The following is a 24,512-nucleotide window of genomic DNA, read 5'->3' on the forward strand; positions in this document are numbered from 1 at the left end:
TACAATAATACGGACAAGCCGGAGCGGCATCCCGACCTTTTCAGAGCAACAGAGATCTTTCACGCGCCTTCGAGGCCCCGTTGCGGTCAAATGGGTAAAGGCAATTTAGTTAATATAATTTACACTTTCATGAAAAGAGATTTATAACTCGCCCGATCGACGTTCACGTATCTAAAAACCAACCGGAAGTGAAACCATGAGTTTACGTCGTACGATCCTGAGAATGAAAAACCCCAAAGCGATGCCTCTCCAGTGCCCCCCCGGGGCAGGGGCAGAAGCTCGGTCCGTGGCGGTCTTCCGCCACGCCGCATCCTCTTTTTCCGTTCGGTGATATCGATGAATAAATCAACTGGAATTATCTGTCTTATTCTGCTCACCCTCCTCATCGCCCCCGCTGCAGCGGCGACGCTGTATGTCGACGACGACGGTGGCGAGGGAGTCTACACGACTATCGGGGCGGCGGTCACGGCTGCCGCCGATGGAGACGGCATCATCGTGAAGGACGGCACCTACACCGAGAACGTGCAGGTGGACAAACTGCTCTGCATCTGCTCCGAGAACGGCGCCGGTGCAGTCACCGTCACCGCTGCCTCTCCCGCAAAACCAGTCTTCAACCTCGCCGCCAACGGCGTGACGGTCGAAGGATTCACGGTCTGCGGACCGGGCGACTGGGGCGGCGTGGAGATCGTCGGGTTCAAAGACTGCACCGTCAGGAAGAATGACGTTTCAGGCTGCTACAACGGCATTCACATCGGCGGCGACGCCTCAGGCAACACCGTTGAGGAGAACTATTGCCACGAGAACGACAAACGTGGTCTTAGTGTCCGCGACACCGCTACCGGCAACCTCCTCTTCAACAACACCTGCGAGAAGAACGCCGAAGACCAGATCTGCATCAAGGACGCAGCGAATAACAATATCATCTGGGCCAACGCCTTCAACGGCACTGTTGAACTCCGCACGGCGAACATCTATCACTCGTCGGCAGAGGTGACATACACCTATGGTTCGAAAGCGTGCACCGGCCATGTCGGCAACTATTACAGCCGGTACACCGGCGCAGACGCCGACACCAACGGCATCGGCGACACACCCATGTCCTTTGGTACCTATAAGGACGAGTACCCGATGATGGGACTCTGGCGGAACGGCGAGATCACCGGCGGGCCCATCGACCCGGCCGACCTCGTCATTGCCATTGCGGGTGCGCCGGGCTGCACGGGGGAGGGTGCGGACGTTGCGTTCGAGGATACGGTGACGGTCACCAACAACGGGACCGCGACCGCAGAGGCGTTCTCGGTCTTTTTGTATGCCACTCTTACATCGGAGGAGGAGATCGTCGTCGGGAACCTGACCGTCGAGAGCCTTGCCGGCGGCGGGGCGGCGGCGGACCTCACGTTCACCTGGGAACCGCCGCGGCGCGAGATGAAGATGCTGCGAGCGGTCGTCGATGCAGGTGAAGTGGTGACGGAGACGAACGAGACGAACAACGAGGCAACCTTCACCATCACGCCGCCCAGTTATGGTGGGACGACCGAGGTCACCGTCATCAAACATGCAGAGAACGGCACCGTCGTCAACTCAACGACCGTGCATTTCAGATGGATGGAACGCAACCTCCCGGTCCTCGGCGACGGCAAGACCAGGTATTATCACCAGGGACCGGTCTTCGAGAACGAGTGGAAAATGGTCCATCCGAACGAGCCCTACGACAAGTGGAATCCGACCGAGGACGTCAACCTCGTCGATTACGGCGTCATGAGAGGGACGGATGTCCGGGATCTCTGCGACCTCGTCGGTGGCATGACACCGGGCGACCGGATCACCGTCAGGGCACGGGACGGGTGGAAGGTGTCGTTCGGGTATGTGAATATCTATGAATACGAGGCAAGGCAGGGGCCTCTGGTCCTCACCTGGGAGGCCGACGGCAAAAAGGTGCCAGGAGGATACCGAGACGGGATGAGGGTCTTCTTCTTCGCCGACAACTCAACCAACCCGCACGGATGGCATGTCTTCGGCATCGACGACATGGTCAACTGTCTCAGGCCGTCAGACTGGCACTTCTACGAGGACGAACCATCACCCAAGGGTATTTCGACGAAGTTCGTCAAAGAGATCCATATCTATACCCGTGATCCACCGGCCGTCGAGCGGATCGTCGTCAAACCGGAACTGGCAGATGTCTTTGCCGGGGAGGTGCAGCAGTTCGTAGCCATATGCTACGACCAGTACGACGATGTTATGAAGAATATCCCGGTCACCTGGTCGTTCAGCAACGAAACGGTCGGCGAGATCGAACAGGACGGACTGTACACAGGACACGCCATCGGTACCGCTCACGTCGTCGCAACAGTAGAGGGCGTTAACGGGACCGCAACCGTCTTCCCGACCGAGATCGTTGCATGGGCAGACCCATGCGAGTCGGCCGCAGGATGGACCGGGACGAACTTCTTGGTGAATGATGCCAAGTTCCATGAAGGAAGGAACAGCATCAGTTCGGGCTGGTCGACGAAGAATTCCCTGGCAGAGCGGACGATCATCTTCCCGGAGAGGGCGACCACCCTCAGTTTCGACGCCTATGTGTACCTGGATAGGACCGTCGACGGAGACTGGGCGAAGATCTTCCTGGACGACACGGAGATCGTCGAAGGAAAGAATGACGGGAGCATGTGGAAAAACTACGTCATCGACATCTCAGGATATGCACCGGGTGAGCACACCTTCAGGCTGCAGACCCATTTCAATGAGAGCAGCAGTAAATACCGGTACCTCAGCGTCGGTGTCGATGATATCAGGCTGATGGCGGCACGAGATGTTCCGACAGGGCCCCCGGTGGCGACGCTGTATGTCGACGACGACGGCGGGGATGGGATCTACACCACTATCTCCGATGCGGTCGCGGCCTCGAACGCCGGCGACACCATCGTCGTGAAGGACGGCGTCTACACCGAGAACGTGCTGGTGGACAAACTGCTCGTCATCCGCACCGAGAACGGCGCCGGCGCCGTGACCGTCACGGCCGCGACCACCGGCAAACCGGTCTTCGACGTCAACGCCGACGGCGTGACCGTCGAAGGCTTTGCGGTCCGCGGGCCGACCGACGAGCACGTCGCGGGCATCGAGATCGTCGGGTTCGACGACTGCATCGTCAGGAAGAACGACTGCGCCGGGTGCTACAACGGCATCCACCTCGGCGGCGACGCCACCGGCAACACCGTCGAAGAGAACTATTGTCACGAGAACAGCAAGCGCGGCCTCAGCCTCCGCGACACCGTCGCCGGCAATCTCGTCTTCAACAACACCTGCGAGAACAACGCTGAAGCCGAGATCTGCATCAAAGACTCGGCAAAGGGCAACACCGTCTGGGCCAACGCCTTCCTCGGCCCCGTCGAGATCAAGACCGCCAACACCTACCACTCGCCCGAAGAGGTGACCTACACCTACCGCGGCGGCGAGTACACCGGCTACGTCGGGAACCACTACAGCAGATACACCGGCATCGACGACGACACAAACGGCATCGGCGACACCTCGATGTCCTTCGGCACCTACAAGGACGATTACCCGATGATGGGCGAGTGGCAGAATGGTGTGATCAGTGCACCTGCTCCCGAACTCACCACCATCACCCTCGACCCGACCACCGCCGGCATGACCGTCGGTGACGGCCGGCAGTTCACGGCGACCGCCCGCAACCAGTACGGCGAAGAGATCGCAGGGACCAAGTTCACCTGGACGAGCAGCAACAACGCCGTCGCAACCGTCAACGCTACCGGGTACGTCGAGGCGGTCGCCGCAGGCACCGCAACCATCACCGCCACGAGCGGCGAGGTCAGCGGAACCGCCGAGGTGACGGTGAGCCTCGCACCCGCAGAACTCACCACCATCGTCATCGAACCGGCCACCGCCAGCCTGACCGTCGGTGACGGCCGGCAGTTCACCGCCACCGCCCGCAACCAGTACGGCGAGGAGATCGCAGAGACCACGTTCACCTGGACGAGCAGCAACACTGCCGGCGCAACCGTCAACGCAACCGGATACGTCGAGGCGGTCGCCGCGGGCACCGCGACCATCACCGCGACGAGTGGAGAGGTCAGCGGAACCGCCGAAGTGACGGTGAGTGCTGCACCTTCACCCGAATTCACCGCCCTCACTCTCAAGAAGGGATGGAACTTCGTCTCCGTCCCGCGGACCCTCGCACCCGGCAACGACACCGCTCTGATCTTCGCGGACGTCGACTCCGCCGGCCACTCCATCCTCGCCTTCGACGCCGCCGCAGGACTCTGGAAGACCCTCGGCGAGAACGACATCGTCCGGCCCCTCGACGGCATCTGGGTCTACGCAGCAGAGAGCACCACCGTCGAAATCACCGTCGACCCCGCAAAACCCGCGACCCCCCCGACAAAGCACCTCGCAGAAGGATGGAACGCCATCGGGTTCTCAGACATCGCGCCAGAACCCGCCAGAGACGCCCTCACATCCGTGAAAGACACCTGGGCCATCCTCATCGGATTCGACGCAGAAAAGCAGGCATACGAACACTCGGCCATCAACGGCGCCACCGGCACCCACGCCGACACCTGCCCCATGATACCGGGCAAGGGATACTGGCTGTACATGCGTGCCGACGGAACCCTGGCGGCCATCAGCACCTAACCTTTTTTTTCTCGTTGCAGGGGTCACGGCGGCCCCCGCCCCACCCTCACGCCGGGAGGATCCGGGATGGCAACGGGGAAGGGAGAGCAAAGAGATGATCGTGAAGATGGGGGGGTCGTCCCCGCTGCTCTCTTCTCCAACGGCCGGACATCTGTCGTCCGGGTACATTCTCATGGCGCCCTTGTGGTTCTGATGTGCCACTCTTACGACCCCATCTCATCTCTATCCGCAACACGACCATCATGAACCTGACGATCCCGGAGAAATGCCCAAGATCCATTGTTTATTAGAAGCCGCAATATATTATTGCGCGCATGATATATCCGGGCCGATTGGTCTCCCTAAAATTTCAAAATCCGCCCATCTCTCTTCTCCCCACGAATACCCCAAAGAATACGGCCATATCCCGCCTCCCTCATCACATCCGGCACAGGGGTTAGAATCACCTGAAATCTGGAGAGTGGGTACGAGAGGTATGTGGCACATGAGGACAATGTGATCAACAAAACGTCATTAACACGGTCGGAAATATAATCAAAATATTTTTATTATAGTTCATTCGAGCATTCTTTGATCTATATTGGATCGACCACATAAAATCGGAGAGGCGAGTAAATGGAATCAAAATCCGGATTTCTGCTGATTGCAGTCTGCCTGTGCATCGCCCTGATGGCGGCACCGGCGAGCGCGGCAACAACGAGCGTGACGATCACGAAGTACGCTGACAACAACTACTCCGCAGTCGACCAGACCGAATCTCTGACATGGCAGGAGATGCGGACCAATCTTTCCAACAAGTACAGCAACGGCCCAGTATATATGCAGGGTCCGACCTTCAACTCCAACGATCCGTGGGGCGACAGTGGCCAGAATATGATCTGGTTCTGTGACCACAACGGTACTGCCGTCTCTGACCTCGTCGACAAAGTCGGGGGGATGAGCTCCGGCGATGAAGTTATGATCCAGTCAGACGACAACTTTGCGGTCTACTTTGGATATGACAACGTCTACACCCCCCATTCCCGGCAGGGCGAAATGATTCTGACGTGGTGGGACGGGGACTATAGTTATGTGCCGAATTTCAGGTGGGGCATGCGCCTGTACTTCTACACCCCCCCAGACTCCTATGGTGTTGCCGATTCGCTCAACCTGACGCTCCGCGACATGGAAGCGGCCTTTGACCCGTGGTACCGTCACAACTATACCGACAGCAGCGGTAGCTGGCCGTCGGCAAAAGGGCTCTCGGCAAAGTACGTCGACAGGATTAAAGTCTACCCCCCGCACCGCTATGACTTCGCCACCGGCGGCGACACCGTCGAGTATGCGTACAAGGGCGGCGTCAACGCCACCCCCAGCACCAGGAACATGCCGAACACCCCATTCACCAGCGCAAACATCGACGCCGATGACGGCGACGTTTACTGGTTCAACACTTCCACCAACGGCAATTATGCCGCCCAGCGCTTCGTCTTCAACGTCACGGAGAGTGCGAGCAACATCGAGAAACTCAATGTCACCTGGGACGGCACCGGCAGCCACGACAACACCTCCGCGGACCAGGGCGCCACCACCTACATCTGGAAGAGCGGCACCGGCTACGAGACCCTCTCCGGCGACATCACCTCAAACATCGGTGACTACGTCGTCAACGGTAATGTCACGGTGTTCGTGAAGCAGAACACGGCTCAGTTCTACGATGAAAACGATTGCGAGGATAAATTATCTCACATCGCAACTGACTACGTAAAGCTCGTGGTGACGCATCACCACACCAACTAACCCTTTTTTTCTTTTCTATGGTGATTTTCATGAAAAAATCGATTGGAATTTTCTGCCTTATTCTGCTTCTCATCGCACCGACGACGGCGACGACCCTGTACGTCGACGGCGGCGGCGGCGAGGGAGTTTACACCACTATCAAGGATGCCATCGACGCCGCCGCAGAAGGCGACACGATCTTCGTCAGAGCGGGAACCTATCCAGCATTTAGTGACTTAACCATACCCAACCTCACCCTCACGGGAGAGGGGTCTGATATTGTCATAGTCGACGGTAATGGAGCTAACCTTGAGATCAAGGGATCTGGAACAACACTTGAAGGGCTTACGATCCTCAAAGCTTCTGTGCTGTCGGTATATGGTCATGATTGCATTATCAGGGACTGTGTCTTTGACGGGATGACGGCATCAACCACCATGATAATTTATGCGCCGAATTGTATGTTTGCAAATAACAGTGTCCTAAATCTATCATCAGGAACCCATACAGCAATCAATGTAAAGGGTGCATCCCCCCGGATTGTCAATAACACCTTCGTCAACATACCTGGGGCTAACGGTGCCCTATTTATCAGAAAAGAAGCCGCAAACGCGACCATCGAGGACAACATTTTCGAGAACGGCACATGTACTTATACCTTAAATCTTCACTATGCGACAGGTTGCACCATCGCCAACAACACCTTCAAGGACAACACGGGTGATGCGATCAGAATCTGGAAAGCAGAAGCAACCAACAACACCATCACCAGAAACACCTTCACACGAAACGGCGGCATCATCTATTGGAGAGAGGCAGGCGACAACAACCAGATCTTCCTCAACACTTTCACCGACAATAAAGGGGCCTTCACCATTCACACCGGCACCACCGCCCCTACCCTCACCCACTGGAACTCAACCGCCCCCATCACCTACACCTACAACAGCACCACCCACACCGGGTACCTCGGCAACTTCTGGTCCGCCCACACCGGCGACGACGAGAACAACGACGGCGTCATCGACACCCCGTACGTCCTCCCCGACGGCCTGGGCACCGACCACGCACCGCTGAACGCGACGCACGACGCCTATGTCCCGGTTGCACTGCCCGAACCGAAGACGCGGTACGTCGACGACGACGGTGGTGAGGGCGTCTACACCACCATCAGCGATGCAGTCTCTGCATCAAACGCCGGTGACACCATCGTCGTCAAAGACGGCGCTTACACCGAGAACGTGCTGGTGGATAAACACCTTGTCATTGTCACTGAAAATGGCGCCGGCACCGTGACGGTCACCGCCGCCTCCGCCGACAAACCGGTCTTCGGAGTCTTCACCGACGACGTAACCCTTGAGGGCTTCACGGTCCGAGGGTTGGGCGACGAACTCGACAAATGCACCGCCCAGGAGTACGACTGTCCCCCGGGATCCCGGGAGCCGGCGGGTATTTGTCTCAAAGATACCAGCAACTGCATTATCAGGAGGAATAACTGTTCTGGTTGCCATAAAGGCATCCACCTCGGGGGTTCGGCGACAAACAACACCATCGAGGAGAATTATTGCCACGAGAACACCCGCCGTGGCCTCAGTATCCGCGACACTGCCCACAAAAATCTGATCGTCAAAAATACCTGTGAGAACAACGGAGAAGCCGAGATCTGTATCAAGGACGCGGCAAAGGGCAACACCATCTGGGCCAACGCCTTCCTCGGCCCCGTCGAGATCAAGACCGCCAACACCTACCACTCGCCCGAAGAGGTGACCTACACCTACCGCGGCGGCGAGTGCACCGGCTACGTCGGCAACTACTACACCGGATACACCGGCACCGACGCCGACACAAACGGCATCGGCGACACACCGATGTCATTCGGAGCATACAAGGACGAGTACCCGATGATGGGCGAGTGGCAGAACGGTGTGATCAGTGCACCTGCTCCCGAACTCACCACCATCACCCTCGACCCGGCCACCACCAGTCTGACCGTCGGTGACGGCCGGCAGTTCACCGCAACCGCCTATGACCAGTACGGCGAGGAGATCGCAGGGACCGAGTTCACCTGGACGAGCAGCGACACCGCCGTCGCAACCGTCAACGCAACCGGATACGTCGAGGCACTCACCGCAGGCACCGCGACCATCACCGCCGCGAGCGGCGAGGTCGGCGGCACCGCTGAAGTGACGGTGAGCCTCGCACCCGCAGAACTCACCACCATCACCCTCATCCCGGCCACCGCCGGCATGACCGCCGGTGACGGGCAGCAGTTCACCGCGACCGCCTATGACCAGTACGGCGAGGAGATCGCAGAGACCGCGTTCACCTGGACGAGCAGCGACACCGCCGTCGCAACCGTCAACGCAACCGGATACGTCGAGGCAGTCGCCGCCGGCACCGCGACCATCACCGCCACAAGCGGCGAGGTCAGCGGCACCGCCGAGGTGACGGTGAGCGCTGCACCGTCGCCCGAGTTCACCGTCCTCACCCTCAAGAAGGGATGGAACTTCGTCTCGGTCCCGCGGACCCTCGCACCAGGCAACGACACCGTCGCCCTCTTTGAGAACGTCGACTGTGCCGGCCACTCGATCTTCGGCTACGACGGCACGGAAGGCTGGGAAGTCCTCAAGAGCGATGCTCCGGTCAAACCGCTCGACGGCGTCTGGATCTACTCCAACACCACCGCAACCGTCGCACTCACCTTCGACTCGCTCAAACCCACCACCGCACCCACAAAGGCCCTCGTGCCCGGATGGAACGCCATCGGGTTCTCCGACGTCAGTCCGGCACCGGCAAAGGACGCACTCGCATCGGTCAAAGATGCATGGGCCATCCTCATCGGCCTCGACGCCGAAGAACAGGCCTACGCACCCTCGATCATCAACAGCGGGAGCGGGTCGCACTCTGACGAGAGAGACCTCAACCCCGGCGAGGGCTACTGGGTCTTCATGCGGACCGGCGGCACCCTTGCCGCCATCAGCATCTAAATTTTTTGAGGAGTAGAATGAAAGGCAGAACAGCAATCATCGTGCTCATCGTCGTGATGGCGGCCCTGGTCGGCAGCACCGGTCGTCGGCAGCACAACGCTCGCAACCTCCGCTACCGGAACGGTGGACGAGCCCGCAGCCGTCGTCTCATCAGACCGGATCGCAACCCTCTCAGTACCTGAAGGCACCGCGGCCCACAACTCCGAAGGCACGCCCCTCGACGAGATCACCATCAGGCCCGCGTCACCCGGCGAGGTGCCCGACGCCGCCGGCGTGACCGGGTTCGTCGCAGCAGGATACACCTATCTCTGCGGACCGGCCGGCGCAACCTTCGACCCCGCCATCACCCTTACCTTCGAGATCCCGGCGGAGAAATGGAAAGACCTCAAAGAGGGTGACCTCACCGTCAGGTGGTACAACGCCGAAGCAGGACGATGGGAAGAGATCCCGACGACCATCGACTATGAGACCATGACCGTCACCGCCGAAGTCTCGCACTTCAGCACCTTCGCACTCTTCACCGCCGCACAAACGCCCTCCGCCGGAGACGACGACCGCCCGGCAGCACAGGTCACCGACGCGAACGGTGTCGAGGCACCCCGCGGCGAGACGACAGACCGGACTCTCCCGATCGTCACGGGCGTCCTCCTCATCGTCGTCGTCGCGGGCGCAGCGATCTACCTGAAGAAAAAATAAGACGAACTCACCCTTTTTTTCCGTCGCCCCCAGAGAGAGAAAAGAGAGGGGGACTCAGTCCTTCTGCAACTTCTTTGCCCGCTCCTTCGAATTGTACCCCGTGACGGCATCGAGGTACTTCCTGAAGCGGCGGTTGGTGTCCAGGATCGTCTCGTCGTCGGCTTCCATGTCTGACTCGGTATCCACCAGCACGGTCTTCCCCTTCTCGCCGAGGCAGACGTCAAGCCGCTTGAGCGCCCCGTACGAGATGACATAGTGCCCGTCCTTCTCCTCGGGCTCCATCTCGAAGCACTCGGAGAAGGAAGCGACCATCCGCTCCTCCAGCCCTTTCGTGAACCCCCGCTTGATCTTGTACTCCTGCATACGATCAGGTGTGCAGGCCGACCGGATAAACCCTTAGACAGGGCAGGGCATCCACCTAAAAACATGCTCTGACCCCCATAAAAACCATCCGCGGAGGGCCGGGCCGACCGCGCAACAGACCGCCTGAGAATACTATTTATGCTCCCCTGCCCATGGTAGGTTGATGTCGTCCGAACCGGATGTCAAAATCACATCTGAACCCCTGCACGGGGAACACCCGGTCGTACTCATGGGCTTTCCCGGCAACGGACTTGTCGGGAGCATCGCCCTCCAGTACCTCGTCGAACAACTGGACTTCGACCTGATCGGGAATATCACCAGCAAATACTTCCCGCCGGTCGCGATGATGGCAAACGGAGTCATCAACGTACCGGTCAGGATCTATGAAAAAGGCGATATTGTGGCTATCGTCGCGGACATTCCCATCCACCCGATGATCTGCTACGAGGTGGCGAACGGGATCATGGACTGGATCGCCCCGTACCAGCCCAGAGAGGTCATCGCGATCGCCGGGATCGTCACCAACGAGCCTGAGAAACGGGTCTTCGGGGTCGCCACCCATGGGGAGATGCTTGAGCGGATCCAGGAGCATACGGTCGTCCTCCCGATGGGGAGCATCTCCGGGATCGCCGGGAGTGTCCTGACCGAGTGCAAGATCAGGGACATCCCGGGCTTCGGGTTCCTGGGCGAGACCGTCAACACGCCCGACCCCCGTTCATCGGCCGCCACCCTCGCCGTCCTCAACACCCTCTACGGTTTCGACGTCGATATCGATCCGCTCCTCGAACAGGCGGCCGATATCGAGGCGACGATGCATAAACTCGCCGAAGAAGTCCAGCGGACCGAGCCGGTACAGAAGAAAGAGTACCTTCCGATGTACGGGTGATCGAGATGAAGATGACCGCATTGACAGGGATTTCAGGGGCCGTTCTCAACGAACTGAAGATGGGCAAGCCGCGGACCCTCGAGTTGCAGAGCGCCCACAACGTGATCTCGATCGCCGCCCTCGAGCCCGGGCCCGACACCTACCTCTTCCTCACCAACGTCGACCTCGAGGACCTCTCGCCGGGCGACGTCGGGATCATCGTCAGGGTGCTCTCGGTGAGTGTCAGCATGAAGCGGGTGGTCGACTACATCCACCCGGTCTATTACGAGGAGCGGGAACGGCTCACGGCGCGGAGCCAGCTCCGCTACTGCGCGAACTCGATGGTGAAGACGGTGCGGACCGGGACGATCTGCGAACCGGTGACGGTCGAGGTGGTCAAGGCGGCCCACTACCGGGCGATCTGACCTCCCCCCTTCACAAATTTAATAATCTGCGAGAGCAATAGTTATTGGCTCAGCCGGGGCCTGTGGCTTAGCCAGGATAGAGCGCCGGGCTTCTAACCCGGACGCCGGGGGTTCGAATCCCTCCAGGCCCGTCCGATTTTGCAACGTTTCGATATTCTTCAGGATGATCGTTCCATCTATCCCCGCCCGGTTCTTCTTCGTGGTCATGAAAGCGAGACGGCAACATGATCAAACCATGCCGTCCCGCCTTCATCGATCTGTTCTGCCATCTCGCGAAAGGATAGGACGGGGGACGGCACGGGACGCGTGTTCTCGCTGAAAATAGATCCGCGCTTCCCCGTCCAGGTTTAATCTCCGGGGTCATGAAAGCGAGACGGCAACATGATCAAACCATGCCGTCCCGCCTTCATCGATCTGTCCTGCCATCTCGCGAGAGGATAGGACGGGGGACGGCATCACGCGTGTTTCTGTTGAAGAATAATCAGCCCTTTCCCGTCCCGGTTCTATCTTCGGGGTCATGAAAGCGGGACGGCAACATGATCAAACCATGTCGTCCCGTCTTCATCGGATCTGTTCGACTATCTCGCGAGAAGATAAGACAGGGGACAGCACGGAGCGCGTGTTCTCGCTGAAAATAGATCCGCGCTTCCCCGTCCAGGTTTTATCTCCGGGGTCATGAAAACGGGATGGCGTAATGATCAGAACGTGCCGCCCCTCATCGCACGGACGGGCCTGCCATCTCACGAAAGGATAGCCAGGGGACGGCGCGGGGGGTGTTCATGGCTGCTGTACTTTTTTGTGACGGGAGTGATCGGGCGCTCCAATCTTCGGGGTTGCGGCGGAGGAAGAGGTTTCGCGATCAGAATGTGCCGTTCCGTCTTCATCGATCTGTCCTGCCATCTCGCGAGAGGATAGGATATGGGACGGCGCGGGGCGCGTGATCCCCCCGGAAAGCGATCCCCCTTTCCCGTCCGGTTTCTATCGTCGGGTTCGCGACAGAGGAAGAGGTGTCGTAATCAGAATGTGCCGTCCCGCCTCCATCGGATCTTTCCTGCCATCTCGCGAGAGGATAGGACGGGGGACGGCACGGGGTGCGTGATCCCGCTGAAAAGAGATCCGCGCTTCCCCGTCCAGGTTTTATCTTCGGGGTCATGCTGACAGGAAAGCGTACCGATCAGAACGTGCCGCCCCTCCATCGCACGATCTTTTTCTGCCGTTTCGCGAGAGGATAGGGTGGGGGCGGCAATTGAGCAATCTCCTCCGAGTGCGCTGTCGCGATTGAGAGAGGTTCTCTGAACGATTTTCAATCGCGTACGCTCGAGCCAAAAGTTCATGCCCAATTCCCCGAAGCAAAAAAAAAGAAAATATCAAAAGTTCAGCAGATCTTCGTCCCCGGCTTGACGTCCCTCAGGGGCGTCAGGAGGGAGGCCTCCTCGCCGGCGGCAAGGATCATGCCGTTGCTCTCGATCCCGAAGATCTTCGCGGGCTTGAGGTTGGCGATCATCACCACGCTCTTCCCGACAAGGTCTTCGGGATTGTAGAAGGGCGCGATGCCCGAGACCACCTGGCGCTGCTCGTCGCCCAGGTCGACCTGGATCTTGAGAAGTTTCTTCGAACCCTTCACCGGTTCGGTGGCGAGGACGCGGGCGACCCGCAGGTCCATCGTCGCAAAGTCATCGATAGAGATCTGGTTTGCTTCGGTCATAGTTTTCAGTTCCTTCTTCTTCGCTTCTGCGACGCGGCCCTCAAGGATCTTCTCGAGGGCGGCGACCTGGTCGTCCTCGAGTCTGGCAAAGAGCGGCGAGGGTGCCGGAAGAGCGCCCTCCTGCACCGGTGCAAGCCCCTCGCTGACCGGATGGGCCGAGACGGCGTCTTCGTGGCCGAGCATCTCCCAAGCCCGCTGGGCGGCCTCGGGCAGAACCGGTTCGACCAGGAGCGTGAGGGCCTTCGCCACCTGGAGACAATCGACGATGACCTGCGCGGCGGCCTCGCGGTCCTCCTTGATCAACTTCCACGGGGCGTGGTTCTGGATATGCGTGTTCCCGTAGGCGGCGAGGGCCATCATGGCGTCGACCGCACCCTTGAACTCGTACTCCCGCACCGCGTGGTCGACGGCCGCAAGCGATCGCTCGATCTCGGCCGTCACCTCGGGCGCCGCCGTCCCGGCCGGCACGCCGCCGAAGAACTTCTGGGCAAAGTGGAGGGTGCGGTACAGGAAGTTGCCGAGAGTGTTGACGATCTCGGAGTTCACCCGTTCCTGGAAGACCTTCCAGGAGAAGTTCAGCTCCTTGGTGTGGCTGGTGTACGAGAGGAGATAGTACCGGAGATAGTCGGCCGGGAGGCCCTGGTCCAGGTAGTCCTCGTTCGTCCAGACCACATAACCCCGCGACTTCGAGAACTTCTGGTCGTCGATCTTGACCATCCCGGAGGCCACGACCGCCGAGGGCGTGCCGTACCCGGCACCGCTGAGCAGGGCCGGCCAGAAGATGCAGTGGTGGTAGATGATGTCGCTGCCGATGAAGTGGACGATATCGCCGTCGCCGCGCCAGTACCGCTTCCAGTCGTTCCCGGTCTCCTCGGCCCACTCCCTGGTGAAGGAGATGTAGCCGATGGGGGCGTCCACCCAGACATAGACGACCAGGTCGTCGCGGCCCGGGAACTTCACGCCCCAGTCGAGGGTGCGGGTGATGCACCAGTCGTGCAGTTCCTCGCGCACCCAGCCGGTGGCATAGTTGCGGGCGTTGGCCGTGCCCCCGAGGTGGCTGAGATGCTCGAGGAGGAACTCCTTGAACTCACCGAGTTTGAAGAAGTAGTGCTCCTGCTCGCGCATCTCGGCAGGCGACCCGCAGACCTTGCAGATCGGGTTCTTGATCTCGCCGGGCTCCAGGTGACGCCCGCAGCCGCGGTCGCACTCGTCGCCCCGCGCCGCGGCGCCGCAGTACGGGCAGATGCCCTCCACGTACCGGTCGGGGAGGAACCGCTTGCAGGTGGTGCAGTAACTTTGCTGGATCGTCTCAGAATAGACATACCCGTTGTCCACAAGGGCCTGGACCATCGCCTGCGTCTGGCGGTGGTTCATCTCGTCGTCGGTCATCCCGAAGTGGTCGAAGGTGATCTCCATGCGCTTGAAGGTCTCGTCGAAGTGCGCGTGGTACCGCATGGCGAGGTCGCGGGGGGTCGTGCCCTCCTGCTCGGCGCTGATCACGATCGGCGTGCCATGGTTGTCAGACCCGCAGATGAAGACCACGTCCTCTCCGCAGCGGCGGAGATATCTGACATAAAAGTCAGCCGGGACATAGGTCCGGAGATGCCCGAGGTGACAGGGGCCGTTCGTGTAGGGAAGGCCGCATGTCACCAGCAACGGTTTGCCACTCATCTCATACCTCTTGGTGGTGAAGATATACAAACATTATTTAAAGCGCATCAGGTCATCCGAGTTCAAAGGTCGTGACGCCGAAGACCCGGTCCAGGGGAACGGCCGGCGCCTGACCGAGATAGATCCGTGCGGTCTCGAAGACCTGCTCCATCCCCCGCTCATGGACGAGGGCGAGGGCGGCGGGGTTCGGTTCGGGGACGTCGAAGAAGTACGCCGCGTCGGGGACCGAGGCCGCCAGGCCGTCGAGAAGAGTTTCCGCGATCGCCGGCGTATCGGCGAAGAGCGGACCGATCTTGTATCCTTCGAAGCACGGCCTGACGACGCCGTACCCCTGCAGTCTCCGGTCGGGCCCGAGGGCGGCGAGGGCGGTCGCTCCTTCCTGCGCGAGCCAGGGGGCGAGGAACTGCGGCCGAGGGGCCCGGAAGACGTCGGCGTCGTAGGCGACGACCTCCTCGAACGGCACGCCGGAGAGTGGGACCAGGCCCCCGGGCATCTCGCCCCGGCCCATACCCCGGAACCTGATGTTGCGGTAGTGGAGGACAAACCCGAACCGGTCGCGGTACTTCGGCTGCATGGCCACGACGCCGTCGGCACCGATCGTCCGGCCGCCGGCATGGGCGAAGGCGGCCTCCGTGACCGCGAGCCCGTAGCCCAGGCCGCGGTATTCGGGCCTGACGATCAAAAGCCCCCAGAAGGCAAACTCATTGTCGTAGCGCACCATCGAGGAGCAGGCGACCGGTTCGCCGCCCACCTCGGCGACAAAAAAGCCCTCCGGGTCCTGGGCATAGAAGGCCTCCGCGTCGTGGACACCCGGGTTCCACCCCTCCTCTCGTGCGAGGCCGACGGCAAAGTCGACGTCGGCGCGTTCCATCCGCCTGACGACACACTCTCTCTCCATGAAGAGGATGGGAAAGCAGGGGTACATCAGCGTTTCTCTTCATCACTCCTATATGGGGGAAAGGAGCATCTCTGGTGATGAAGCGGATACCGGTCAGGACACGGGGCTTCGGGGCCGAGGTCGGGACGCCCGCGGTGGCGGACCTGGCCCGCTGGGTGGAGCGGCGGAAGGGACAGGGCGGCGACCTGCTCGCGTACCGGATCGAACGCTCTGCCGCCCTTCAGGACGGTGTGGACTTCCCGGCCGTCGGCGGGATCTTCTACGGCGAGCGGGTGCTCGAGTGTCTTGCCGGGGTCGGTGACGGGGCGGTGACCGGCGAGGTCGGGACCGTGCCCGACGCCGCGCTCGACGACCTCAGGGGATGGAAGAAGAACGCCTGGCTCTCCCTGCCGGCGCCCTCGATGCTCGGGCTCGAAGACCGGTACTTCGGTGACCCGGAGGAGGCGGAGGAGGAGGTCTGCCGGGCCTTCCGCCGCCTGCTGCGCGAGATGCGGGACGCCGGGGTGGGCGGGCACGTCATCCTCATCGACGACGCCGACGAGACCGAACTCGACCTCCTGGCCGGGACCAGATCGCTCTTCTTCCCGCTCACGCGGCAGCCCGCCGCCCTCGAGGCGGTGCTCGAACACCAGTCCCTCCTCCCCCTTGCTCCGTCCGAACTGGGACAGGCCGCGGACCTCATCGACCGCTACGATATCCGCGAACTCTCGCTCCTCCACCCCGACCACCAGGCCCTCGGCGAGGCGCTCGACGTCTTCGACCCCGACGAGATCTCGGCCGGGGGCTACACCGATAGCGGCGATGAGGAGGCCTGGACGGCGCTCCTCGAAGAGGCGTACGTCCTCAAATAGAATCGGCGACTTTGACGAGTTCCTTGAAGTGGCGGTTGCGCTTCAGGAGCCAGAAGAAGAAACGGTCCATGAGCGAGAAGGTGAAACTCCCACCGGCGGCGTTGGGGTGGCCGCCGCCCCCGAACTCGCGGGCGATGAGGTGGCAGACCGGCGGGACCGAACGGATGGAGAACCGCCCGTTCCTGGAGACGATCACCTCGATGTCGGTACCCAGCGCGTCCCTCATGGCGTGGGCGGTCTCCGAGGGGTAGCCATGGAGGGGGGCGAAGGCGATGGTGTATTTTTCCCGGTAGATCTTCGCCTCGCTGATGCTGGCCCCGATGGCGGCGTCCATCTCGGCCCTGATCTCGGCATAGATCTCCTCGATCTTCCGGTCGGTGAACCGCCCCTGCGAGAGGAGGTTTCTGATATGCGGGAGAAGGTGGCGACGCTGGGTGACGAGCCCGAGGACGTCGGCGCGGGGGTCCTCTTTCTTCCAGAGGTCGTAGTCGCAGACGACCCGCGCCACCTCCACGGCGGTCCGGTCGTCGGGACGGAGGGCCTTTGCGACGATCCCGGTGGCGCAGACCGAGGTGTCGATGGTGAGGAGAGAGCAGTGTGGCCTGACCAGGTCGGCCTCGGCCTCGGTCCACCGGTGGTGGTCCCGCCACTCGATCTTCCATCCGTTCGCGGCCGCGGCCTTCGCCGAGGCCTCGACCCCCTTCTTGTACCCGAGGTCGCTGATCGAGAGGACGTCACCGCGGCCCGGGAGTCCGGCGATGAGTGCAAGGATCGAGTCGTACCGCCCGACCGAGGCGAAGATCGTGGTGATCTTCCCGTACACCATCCGGTGGATGGCGTCGGCGCCGGCGGCGTCGAGGTCGTTGTGCGTGAGGTGAAGGACCCCGTTCTTCCGCCCCTCCACAGCGGCGACAATATCCTCGTCGGTGGTCTTCCTGCCTTCGATGACGCTTACCATTACCTATTCTTGGAACCACGGAGGGATAAAAAAGGCGGCGTGGGCGACCGTACCGTTTATTAATCAGGAACGCCAATATGGTATGGCTGCCCTAGTAGCTCAGACTGGGAGAGCGCCAGACTGAAGATCTGGTTGTCCCCGGTTCAAATCCGGGCTGGGGCACTCCTTTTTACATTCAATTCAAAAGCACCAGTGGAAGCGCTTTTTACCGCACCACTCGTCTCGATACCCCGCCCACGCGGGACGACACCCTTATCCCTCTCCGAGAGGAGAGACGAGAGCATGCTGCCTGATGTGATCGTCCATACGAGCATGAGCATCGACGGCGCGGTCACCGGATTCGAACCCGACATCGGCCTCCACTATCAGGTCGCCGCCGAGTTCACGCCCGACGCCATGCTGGTCGGGTCGATGACCGCCGTGAGCGGCATCGAGCGTTACCTGGCGGAGGTTCCCCCCGAAGAGAGCGGAGACATGGAGCGCCCCGCGGTGCACACAGGAGACCCCCGCCCCCTTTGGGTCTTCGTCGACAGCAGAGGAAGGCTGCACGGCCTCCTCCACGTCTACCGGCGTTCGGACTACTGTCGGGACATCGTCGTCCTCGTCGCCGAAGAGACGCCGGCGTCGTACCTCGAGTACCTCAGCGCACGCCACTACCCCGTCATCAGGGCAGGGAAAGAGCGGGTCGACCTGCGGAGCGCGCTGGAGGCGCTGCACCAGCGGTTCGGCGTGCAGGTCGTCGTCTCGGACAGCGGCGAGCGGCTGAACTCCGCCCTCCTGGAGGCAGGTCTGGTGAAGAGTCTCAGTCTCGTCCTCACCCCCGCGCTCGCCGGCCGTGGCGCGAAGCACCTCTTCGAGAGCCTGGATGAGAAGAGAGCACAATTTGTCCTGGAGCGGGTCGGCGAAGTGGGCGACGGGTGCGTCCACCTCGTCTACCGCGTCGGGTGAATGGAAAAAGGAAATTCAGAGTGCCGCCGCCACCGCGCCGGCACATCCCCGCCCGGCATAGATGGCGAGGACGGTCAGGAGGAGGGTCGCCCCTACATAGGCCCCGAAACCCAGGAGGTTGTCGTCCTCAAGGAGCCTGAACGACTCCAGGCCGAAGGTGGACATCGTCGTGAAGGCCCCGAGGAGCCCGACAGTCAGGAAGATCCGCATCTCCTCGCTCACCACGCCGGTATACTCGGCCATATAACTCACCCAACTGAGCGCGAAACAGCCGAGCACATTCACCCCCAGCGTCCCGACCGGGAAGGAGGCGTACCCCTCCTGGAGCCATCCGCTGATCTCGTAGCGCAACAGTGCACCGGCAAACCCGCCGGTCCCGATAAGCAGCAATCCATAGTGCATCGCAGTCCTCCGTATATCATGACCGCCGGCTCTCGAACGGACGCGGGCACAGAGATCCCTGCGCGCCCGATAACCGGTGGAGAAGAGAAGTCATCAGCCAGGACGGCGGTTCAAGGCGGACTTCATCGCCCGACCCCTCGAAGAGAGGCCCGAACCCATGGAGTATAGAAATGGAACTCGGAAAGATATCAAGCTGGCGGCCGTCACTCCCCTGAAAAAGAGAGAAAAGGGAAGAGCCCTCTCACTCGGCCGCCAGCGCCGTGATCGGGGAGAGCCGCGAGGCCTTCCAGGCCGGGTACACACCGGAGAGCACGCAGATCCCGATGCCCACGCCGATCCCGACGACCACGTTCATCAGCACCGACGGGGCGAAGAGATACGAGACGTCTTCGAGCATCACCGCGACCAGGATCCCGCCGACGATCAGACTGAGGATCCCGCCGATCACCGCCCCGATCGCGCCCAGGATCCCGGCCTCGTACAGGAACATCCTGATGATCTCCCTGCTCCTGACCCCGATACTCCGGAGGATCCCGATCTCGCGCGTCCGCTCGGTCACCGACATCATCATCACGTTGAAGATGCTCACTGCCGCGACCAGCAGCGAGATCCCCGCGATCCCGGTGACCGCCATCGAGACCGCCCCAAGAACCCCCGAGATCATCTCGACCAGGGCCTTGGGGTCAGAGATCTCGACCGTCTCCTTTCTCCCGTTGAGACTCCTGTCCAGGCTCTCCCGCACCTTCTCGACCTCGTCGAGGTTCTCGACGATGACCAGGGCCCTGTCGTACCCGCTCTCCTTGCCGTTGAGTTCCTGGTACAGCCGGTCGGTGATGATGATCGAACTGTAGGTCGAGATGCCGGTGCCGAACCCTGAGTTCTTCAGGATGCCGGCGACCCGCACCTTCTTGGCATGCTCACCGTCGCCGATGGTGATCCTGCTCCCGATCGTGAGGTCGTGCTCCTCGGCGATGTCCGAGGAGACGAGGGCACGGTCGCCGCCATGGATCATCACGCCTTTCTCGACCTCGACGACGAGCGGCATATCGTCGGGTTCGAGTCCGTACACCGAGGCATACCCGTCCTCACCGGCGGCCCGGATCTTCGAGAAGGTCGAACGGAACGGGACGACCGGGTTGCCCATGCTCGCCCGCTCGATCTTTCTCACCTCAGGGATGCTGAGCGTCTCCTCGCTCCCGCCGAAGAACCCGCCCCCGCCGCTCGCGGGGGAGACGGCGATCTTCCCGCCCTCGTCGCCGAAGCCGCTCGTCACCGAGACCTGGAGGGCCGAGCCCAGGATCCCCATCGTCGTGATGGCAAAGACCCCGATGACGATCCCGATCGCCGCCAGGACCGACCTGAGAAAGTGGAGGCGGACATTGCGCTTTGCCAGGTCGAAGTAGATGTCGGTGCCGATCATGCCACCACCCTCCCGTCCATGAGCCTGACCACGCGGTCGGCGTACTCCGCCGTGCCCGGGTCATGGGTCACCATCACCACCGTCTTGCCGGCCTGATTCAGATCGGTCAGGAGTTCCATGATCTGGACGCCCATCTTCGAGTCCAGGTTGCCGGTCGGTTCGTCGCAGAGGAGGATCGCCGGGTCATTGACCAGGGCCCTCGCGATGGCCACCCGCTGCTGCTGCCCGCCGGAGAGTTCGTTGGGGGTGTGGGTGGCCAGTTCGGCGTCGAGCCCGACCTTCTCCAGGAGTTCCAGGGCCCGCCCCTCCCCCCCTGCGTGTTTGTGCTTGATGATGTAGGGGTACTCCACGTTCTCCCTGGCCGTCAGGACCGGGATGAGGTTGAACTTCTGGAAGATGAACCCGATGGCGTCCCGGCGCAGGTCGGTGAGGGCGTCGTCGGAGAGATTTCTGGTGTTCACCCCGTTGATGACGACGTCCCCCTCGGTCGGCGTGTCCAGGCAGCCGACCTGGTTGAGGAGAGTCGACTTGCCCGAGCCGGACGGGCCCATGATCGCCACGAACTCGCCGGGGTCGATGGAGAGCGAGACGCCGTCGAGCGACCTGACGTCTCCGGCGACCCGCGGATAGATCTTGACGACGTCAACGAGGCGGATGACCGGCTCGTCTCCCATTATTTCCTCCACCTGTTCAGGAGCCCGCTGCTCTTCAGGATCGCCCCGATGACCCCCAGGCCGACCACGCCGAAGAGGATCATCACCGGCAGGGGGATGGCCTCGTCCTTCGTTTCGGTGGCGTCAGCCCCGTGCACGCCGGTCGTGAAGGCCTGGTGCTGGTCGATGCTGACCGGCATCGTCCTGGTGTACGGCGTGCCGTCGGCGTCGCGGTAGGTGATCACGAGCGGGACCGACGAGGCGTTCTCGGCGCTGAAGTCGAGTTCGAAACTTGCGAGGTCGTCGGGGTCGAGGCTGCCGATAGCGTATTCGGGATAGGGGTTCTCGGGCACGGCCGGGTCGCCCGAGGTGACGACGACCGACTTCGCGGCCTCAAGCCCGGCATTGGTGATGTCGCCGCTGACCGAGTACGATCCGAAACTGCCGTGGACCTCGATGTTGTTCACCACCAGTTCGGCCCTGGTGTTGGACTGGCCGAAGGCGACCGGGAGGGTGACGGTGGTGGTGTGGGTGTTGGGCCCGGTGTGGTAGGTGATGTCGAAGGCGAGGTCGGTCTCCTGGTGAGCGATGACGTCCAGGGTCACGTTCGCCTGGGCCGATGGGGCAAGGGTACCGACAAACCACCCGGTCTGGGCGGCCTCGATCCCTTCCCCGCGCGGGGCGACGGTAATCCCGGTCACCGGGGAGGTGCGGGGGTTGCCGACGACGAGGGCGATATGCTCCTTCTTCCCCTCGGTGAAGGTATCCGGGCGGTCGGTGACGACGACGGTGAGCGGGGTCTCCTCGATCCTGACCGGGACATGGGTGCTCAGGCTGCCGTCCTGGCCGTAGTCAAGGGAGAACCAGGGGTAGTAGACACCGTCACGGGTGTTCGGGTCTGCCCTGACCGTGAAGGTGTACGAGACGGTGGTGCCGGGCCCGACGGTCCCGGCCGCCTCATAGGTCCGGTCGTTGAGAGTTTTGATCTCGGTGCCTTTCAGGACGGCCCTGCTGATCTGGACCGGTTCGGTACCGCTGTTCGCGACATCGACGGTGACCGTCCCGGTGTCGCCGGGCATGAGGGTGGCCGGTTCGACAGTCATGTTCGTGACCGATACATGCGAGGCCGCTCCGGTCGCGGAGGCCGCGGCGGCGGAACAGACGAGGATCATCAGCCCGAGAATGAGGGCGAGAGGTGTGCGGTATGTCATGGATATGCTGATCTCCGTGGTGGGCGCCTGCGCCCACGACTGTGTAAAGTATGTTGTACATTTTGTCTTTAATACCTTACCATATGTCAAGAGGAGCATTCATATAGACAAACACGCCTTACATTTCTCTGCACCAGGCCGTCGCCGTGGCGGCCGCGGGTACACGGAGCATATCATGAACACCGACACATCCCTCATCGACATCCTTACCGCCCCGGAACGGTTCTTCGAATCGCTGGGCGAACGTATCGAGAGCATCAAGATACCGGGCCTCATCATCCTCTTCACCGCACTGCTGGCGGCGCTCACCGCCTACCTCGCCGCCGGGGCCGTGCCCCTGCCAGGTCTGGAAGGCCCCGACGCAGAAGTCCTGAGACCATTTGTCGGCATCCTGGCCGCAGCCGCCATCTTCATTGGCATCTTCATCATCTGGGGCATCCAGTCGCTGATCCTCCATGTGATCGCAAAAGTTCTCGGCGGCACCGGGTCATTCAAGTCGACGCTCGCCGTCGTGGGGTACGGCAACCTCCCGCAGGTCCTGATGGGAGTCCTGGGCCTCGCTCTCCTCCTCGTCTACCACATGGACATCGAGAAGATGGGCGCCGCCCTCGGTTTTGTCGTCCTGGGACTCATCTTCACCCTCTGGTCGACGGTGATCTGGTTCTTCGGCTTCAAGCACGCCCACGAACTCACCACCGCAAAGGCCGCTGTGATCGCCGTGCTGATCCTCATCGTCTCCATGCTGTCCATCGCGATCTGAGAAGATCAGACACCTCTGGACCACCCAACCAGCACACACACCTGAATGGGCGGGACCCCTATACCATCGTCTCCCCCCGCCCTCTCTTTTTTGGAACGTCCTTCCCGGGCTTTGTAGGACGGGACACGAGGCGAAAGTATGCCTAAAGCCCGATTACTATGAAAATGATCCAGATGTTCAATGCTGGAGTTATGGGTGAGAATTTGAACACACAGATTTCTCTCATACCCGGTATGCGGAGAACAAAACTGCCTTCCCAGCCCTATCTTCATCCCGGGGGTCCGGGGGCAGAGCCCCCGGCACCGATGTGTGGGAAGGCGTGATGATCAGAACGTGCCGCCCCCAATCGCAGGATCTTTCCTGTCATCTCGCGCCGGGGGGAAACCCCCCGGACCCCCCACGATGAGGATAGGTGGGGCGGCAATGGAAAAAGGTCTCCACCGGTTCTTCAGTCTTGAAAAGAGAGATCAAGCGATGAGACATTTTCATCGCGTATGCTTGAGGCGTGCTTTCGCTTCATGAGTGATTTTACAGAACCCTCAACTGCCGCCCCTCCCTATCCTCGACACCGGGGGTACGAGTTGGTGTTCTTCATCTGCTGATCTGTCATGAGGTGAGGATTCAGGATCTCCGGCATGCCCTTCCGGCACCCTGCAGATGCCGCGCGGTCACTGACTATCTTCGGGCGAGAAGATTTCCTCGATGGCAACGTCAAAATAGCGGGCGATCTTGAAGGCAAGGTCAAGGGAAGGATCGTATTTTTTCTTCTCGATGGCGATGATCGTCTGCCGGGTCACCCCCAGGGCAACCGCCAGCTGTTCCTGGGTGAGGTCGTGCAGTGCCCGGTAGACCTTGAGTTTGTTATTCATCGTCCCCTTCATCCCAGAACGGCTTTATCGCGATGATCCAGAGGACCAGGTACAGCAAGATGATCCCACCCGCGAGTTCGAGGAGGAACAGCCCGTCATTCATCGGCCTCTCAAGCTGGAGAAGTGCCCCGGAGACGAAAAAGCCCAGCCCGAAGAAGATCATCAGGAAGAGCGCGATCTTCAACGTCTTCTCGGCCACCTGCTCCTCGACCCTGCTCAGCCGTTCGTCCCAGATCACCCCTTTCACCCGCTGCCTGCAGACGAAGACCAGGAGCAGAGCGATATAGAAAGAGAGCTCTGCAAAGGCGTCGTAGCCCATGCTCAGGGCGAGCGCAAAGACGACAACCTCCACAAGGGCGATGAGAGTGATACAGAGGAAAAACTGGCTTCGATTCATGTACAGCGTTATAAAACGT

20 protein-coding genes, 2 tRNA genes and 1 riboswitch are annotated in these 24,512 nt (G+C 61.1%); of the genes, 12 read left to right on the forward strand and 10 right to left on the reverse strand.

All coding sequences use genetic code 11. The features are described 5' to 3' along the window. Positions 1 to 336 precede the first annotated feature (336 nt). From E2N92_RS04555 to E2N92_RS04575, 5 genes are all read left to right on the forward strand, one after another. Complete coding sequence (locus E2N92_RS04555; protein ID WP_220682502.1) at positions 337 to 4,656, forward strand: Ig-like domain-containing protein; 4,320 nt, start codon at positions 337 to 339, stop codon at positions 4,654 to 4,656. A 615-nt stretch (positions 4,657 to 5,271) separates the two neighbouring features. Next, positions 5,272 to 6,435 carry a hypothetical protein gene (locus tag E2N92_RS04560; protein ID WP_220682503.1) on the forward strand — a complete coding sequence of 388 codons (1,164 nt, stop codon included), beginning with the start codon at positions 5,272 to 5,274 and terminating at the stop codon, positions 6,433 to 6,435. A 29-nt stretch (positions 6,436 to 6,464) separates the two neighbouring features. Further along, positions 6,465 to 9,401 (forward strand): NosD domain-containing protein, encoded by a 2,937-nt coding sequence (locus E2N92_RS04565; RefSeq protein ID WP_220682504.1) that lies wholly within the window; start codon positions 6,465 to 6,467, stop codon positions 9,399 to 9,401. Between the two features lie 17 nt (positions 9,402 to 9,418). Then, positions 9,419 to 9,583, forward strand: coding sequence for a hypothetical protein (locus E2N92_RS04570; RefSeq protein ID WP_220682505.1), 165 nt, complete (start codon positions 9,419 to 9,421; stop codon positions 9,581 to 9,583). Continuing rightward, positions 9,525 to 10,097: a hypothetical protein gene (locus E2N92_RS04575; protein ID WP_220682507.1), complete on the forward strand. Its 573-nt coding sequence runs from the start codon at positions 9,525 to 9,527 to the stop codon at positions 10,095 to 10,097. The genes E2N92_RS04570 and E2N92_RS04575 overlap by 59 nt, the downstream gene beginning before the upstream one ends. Before the next feature lie 54 nt (positions 10,098 to 10,151). On the opposite strand, the gene E2N92_RS04580 is transcribed toward E2N92_RS04575, so the two are convergent. Further along, positions 10,152 to 10,460 (reverse strand): DUF5611 family protein, encoded by a 309-nt coding sequence (locus E2N92_RS04580; protein WP_220682508.1) that lies wholly within the window; start codon positions 10,458 to 10,460, stop codon positions 10,152 to 10,154. A gap of 163 nt (positions 10,461 to 10,623) precedes the next feature. On the opposite strand from E2N92_RS04580, the gene E2N92_RS04585 reads away from it, so the two are divergent. From E2N92_RS04585 to E2N92_RS04595, 3 genes are all read left to right on the forward strand, one after another. After that, a complete protein-coding gene (locus tag E2N92_RS04585; protein WP_220682509.1) occupies positions 10,624 to 11,346 on the forward strand; it encodes a proteasome assembly chaperone family protein in 723 nt (240 codons plus the stop codon). A 5-nt stretch (positions 11,347 to 11,351) separates the two neighbouring features. Further along, complete coding sequence (locus tag E2N92_RS04590; RefSeq protein WP_220682510.1) at positions 11,352 to 11,750, forward strand: DUF473 domain-containing protein; 399 nt, start codon at positions 11,352 to 11,354, stop codon at positions 11,748 to 11,750. Positions 11,751 to 11,806: 56 nt separating this feature from the next. Further along, positions 11,807 to 11,881: transfer RNA gene (locus E2N92_RS04595), tRNA-Arg, on the forward strand. 1,244 nt (positions 11,882 to 13,125) lie between these two features. On the opposite strand, the gene metG is transcribed toward E2N92_RS04595, so the two are convergent. Together metG and E2N92_RS04605 are read right to left on the reverse strand one after the other, a co-directional pair. Then, positions 13,126 to 15,126, reverse strand: a complete 2,001-nt coding sequence (gene metG, locus E2N92_RS04600) for a methionine--tRNA ligase (protein ID WP_220682512.1) — start codon at positions 15,124 to 15,126, stop codon at positions 13,126 to 13,128. Positions 15,127 to 15,178: 52 nt separating this feature from the next. Then, a complete protein-coding gene (locus tag E2N92_RS04605) occupies positions 15,179 to 16,051 on the reverse strand; it encodes a GNAT family N-acetyltransferase (protein WP_246589317.1) in 873 nt (290 codons plus the stop codon). A 50-nt stretch (positions 16,052 to 16,101) separates the two neighbouring features. Here E2N92_RS04605 and E2N92_RS04610 point away from each other — a divergent pair, with 50 nt between their 5' ends. Beyond that, entirely contained in the window at positions 16,102 to 16,875 is a 774-nt protein-coding gene (locus E2N92_RS04610; protein ID WP_220682514.1) for a hypothetical protein, read from the forward strand. Here E2N92_RS04610 and E2N92_RS04615 read toward each other — a convergent pair. Then, positions 16,868 to 17,833 carry a DHH family phosphoesterase gene (locus E2N92_RS04615; protein ID WP_220682515.1) on the reverse strand — a complete coding sequence of 322 codons (966 nt, stop codon included), beginning with the start codon at positions 17,831 to 17,833 and terminating at the stop codon, positions 16,868 to 16,870. The genes E2N92_RS04610 and E2N92_RS04615 overlap by 8 nt on opposite strands. 88 nt (positions 17,834 to 17,921) lie before the next feature. On the opposite strand from E2N92_RS04615, the gene E2N92_RS04620 reads away from it, so the two are divergent. Together E2N92_RS04620 and E2N92_RS04625 are read left to right on the forward strand one after the other, a co-directional pair. After that, a tRNA-Phe gene (locus E2N92_RS04620) sits at positions 17,922 to 17,995 on the forward strand. A 120-nt stretch (positions 17,996 to 18,115) separates the two neighbouring features. Further along, positions 18,116 to 18,781: a dihydrofolate reductase family protein gene (locus tag E2N92_RS04625; protein WP_220682517.1), complete on the forward strand. Its 666-nt coding sequence runs from the start codon at positions 18,116 to 18,118 to the stop codon at positions 18,779 to 18,781. Positions 18,782 to 18,796: 15 nt separating this feature from the next. Here the strand turns inward: E2N92_RS04625 and E2N92_RS04630 are convergent, their stop codons facing one another. From E2N92_RS04630 to E2N92_RS04645, 4 genes are all read right to left on the reverse strand, one after another. After that, positions 18,797 to 19,183, reverse strand: a complete 387-nt coding sequence (locus E2N92_RS04630; RefSeq protein WP_220682518.1) for a fluoride efflux transporter FluC — start codon at positions 19,181 to 19,183, stop codon at positions 18,797 to 18,799. Positions 19,184 to 19,260: 77 nt separating this feature from the next. Further along, positions 19,261 to 19,322: riboswitch (Fluoride riboswitch) on the reverse strand. A 102-nt stretch (positions 19,323 to 19,424) separates the two neighbouring features. Continuing rightward, the gene (locus E2N92_RS04635; protein ID WP_220682519.1) at positions 19,425 to 20,603 is read right to left on the reverse strand and encodes an ABC transporter permease; all 1,179 of its coding nucleotides are present in this window, start codon (positions 20,601 to 20,603) and stop codon (positions 19,425 to 19,427) included. Next, on the reverse strand, positions 20,600 to 21,277 hold the full coding sequence (locus tag E2N92_RS04640; RefSeq protein ID WP_220682521.1) for an ABC transporter ATP-binding protein: 678 nt from the start codon (positions 21,275 to 21,277) through the stop codon (positions 20,600 to 20,602). Before E2N92_RS04640 ends, E2N92_RS04635 begins: the two co-directional genes overlap by 4 nt. Further along, a complete protein-coding gene (locus E2N92_RS04645; protein ID WP_220682522.1) occupies positions 21,277 to 22,467 on the reverse strand; it encodes a COG1361 S-layer family protein in 1,191 nt (396 codons plus the stop codon). The genes E2N92_RS04640 and E2N92_RS04645 overlap by 1 nt, the downstream gene beginning before the upstream one ends. 175 nt (positions 22,468 to 22,642) lie before the next feature. Between E2N92_RS04645 and E2N92_RS04650 the strand changes: the two genes are divergently transcribed. Beyond that, complete coding sequence (locus tag E2N92_RS04650; RefSeq protein ID WP_220682523.1) at positions 22,643 to 23,227, forward strand: Yip1 family protein; 585 nt, start codon at positions 22,643 to 22,645, stop codon at positions 23,225 to 23,227. Positions 23,228 to 23,895: 668 nt separating this feature from the next. On the opposite strand, the gene E2N92_RS04655 is transcribed toward E2N92_RS04650, so the two are convergent. Both E2N92_RS04655 and E2N92_RS04660 read right to left on the reverse strand, forming a co-directional pair. After that, on the reverse strand, positions 23,896 to 24,096 hold the full coding sequence (locus tag E2N92_RS04655) for a helix-turn-helix transcriptional regulator (RefSeq protein WP_220682524.1): 201 nt from the start codon (positions 24,094 to 24,096) through the stop codon (positions 23,896 to 23,898). Next, positions 24,089 to 24,493: a DUF2178 domain-containing protein gene (locus E2N92_RS04660; protein ID WP_220682526.1), complete on the reverse strand. Its 405-nt coding sequence runs from the start codon at positions 24,491 to 24,493 to the stop codon at positions 24,089 to 24,091. Before E2N92_RS04660 ends, E2N92_RS04655 begins: the two co-directional genes overlap by 8 nt. Positions 24,494 to 24,512: the final 19 nt, after the last annotated feature.

Origin of the sequence: Methanofollis formosanus (assembly GCF_019633745.1) — an archaeon.
GTDB classification, from domain to species: Archaea; Halobacteriota; Methanomicrobia; order Methanomicrobiales; family Methanofollaceae; genus Methanofollis; species Methanofollis formosanus.

Excerpts from the sequence above, each read along its gene's own strand:
- E2N92_RS04555 (WP_220682502.1), top strand. The coding sequence starts at position 337 with ATGAATAAATCAACTGGAATTATCTGTCTTATTCTGCTCACCCTCCTC.
- E2N92_RS04560 (WP_220682503.1), top strand. The coding sequence starts at position 5,272 with ATGGAATCAAAATCCGGATTTCTGCTGATTGCAGTCTGCCTGTGCATC.
- E2N92_RS04565 (WP_220682504.1), top strand. The coding sequence starts at position 6,465 with ATGAAAAAATCGATTGGAATTTTCTGCCTTATTCTGCTTCTCATCGCA.
- E2N92_RS04570 (WP_220682505.1), top strand. The coding sequence starts at position 9,419 with ATGAAAGGCAGAACAGCAATCATCGTGCTCATCGTCGTGATGGCGGCC.
- E2N92_RS04580 (WP_220682508.1), bottom strand. The coding sequence starts at position 10,460 with ATGCAGGAGTACAAGATCAAGCGGGGGTTCACGAAAGGGCTGGAGGAG.
- E2N92_RS04585 (WP_220682509.1), top strand. The coding sequence starts at position 10,624 with ATGTCGTCCGAACCGGATGTCAAAATCACATCTGAACCCCTGCACGGG.
- E2N92_RS04590 (WP_220682510.1), top strand. The coding sequence starts at position 11,352 with ATGAAGATGACCGCATTGACAGGGATTTCAGGGGCCGTTCTCAACGAA.
- metG (WP_220682512.1), bottom strand. The coding sequence starts at position 15,126 with ATGAGTGGCAAACCGTTGCTGGTGACATGCGGCCTTCCCTACACGAAC.
- E2N92_RS04605 (WP_246589317.1), bottom strand. The coding sequence starts at position 16,051 with ATGTACCCCTGCTTTCCCATCCTCTTCATGGAGAGAGAGTGTGTCGTC.
- E2N92_RS04610 (WP_220682514.1), top strand. The coding sequence starts at position 16,102 with ATGAAGCGGATACCGGTCAGGACACGGGGCTTCGGGGCCGAGGTCGGG.
- E2N92_RS04615 (WP_220682515.1), bottom strand. The coding sequence starts at position 17,833 with ATGGTAAGCGTCATCGAAGGCAGGAAGACCACCGACGAGGATATTGTC.
- E2N92_RS04625 (WP_220682517.1), top strand. The coding sequence starts at position 18,116 with ATGCTGCCTGATGTGATCGTCCATACGAGCATGAGCATCGACGGCGCG.
- E2N92_RS04630 (WP_220682518.1), bottom strand. The coding sequence starts at position 19,183 with ATGCACTATGGATTGCTGCTTATCGGGACCGGCGGGTTTGCCGGTGCA.
- E2N92_RS04635 (WP_220682519.1), bottom strand. The coding sequence starts at position 20,603 with ATGATCGGCACCGACATCTACTTCGACCTGGCAAAGCGCAATGTCCGC.
- E2N92_RS04640 (WP_220682521.1), bottom strand. The coding sequence starts at position 21,277 with ATGGGAGACGAGCCGGTCATCCGCCTCGTTGACGTCGTCAAGATCTAT.
- E2N92_RS04645 (WP_220682522.1), bottom strand. The coding sequence starts at position 22,467 with ATGACATACCGCACACCTCTCGCCCTCATTCTCGGGCTGATGATCCTC.
- E2N92_RS04650 (WP_220682523.1), top strand. The coding sequence starts at position 22,643 with ATGAACACCGACACATCCCTCATCGACATCCTTACCGCCCCGGAACGG.
- E2N92_RS04655 (WP_220682524.1), bottom strand. The coding sequence starts at position 24,096 with ATGAATAACAAACTCAAGGTCTACCGGGCACTGCACGACCTCACCCAG.
- E2N92_RS04660 (WP_220682526.1), bottom strand. The coding sequence starts at position 24,493 with ATGAATCGAAGCCAGTTTTTCCTCTGTATCACTCTCATCGCCCTTGTG.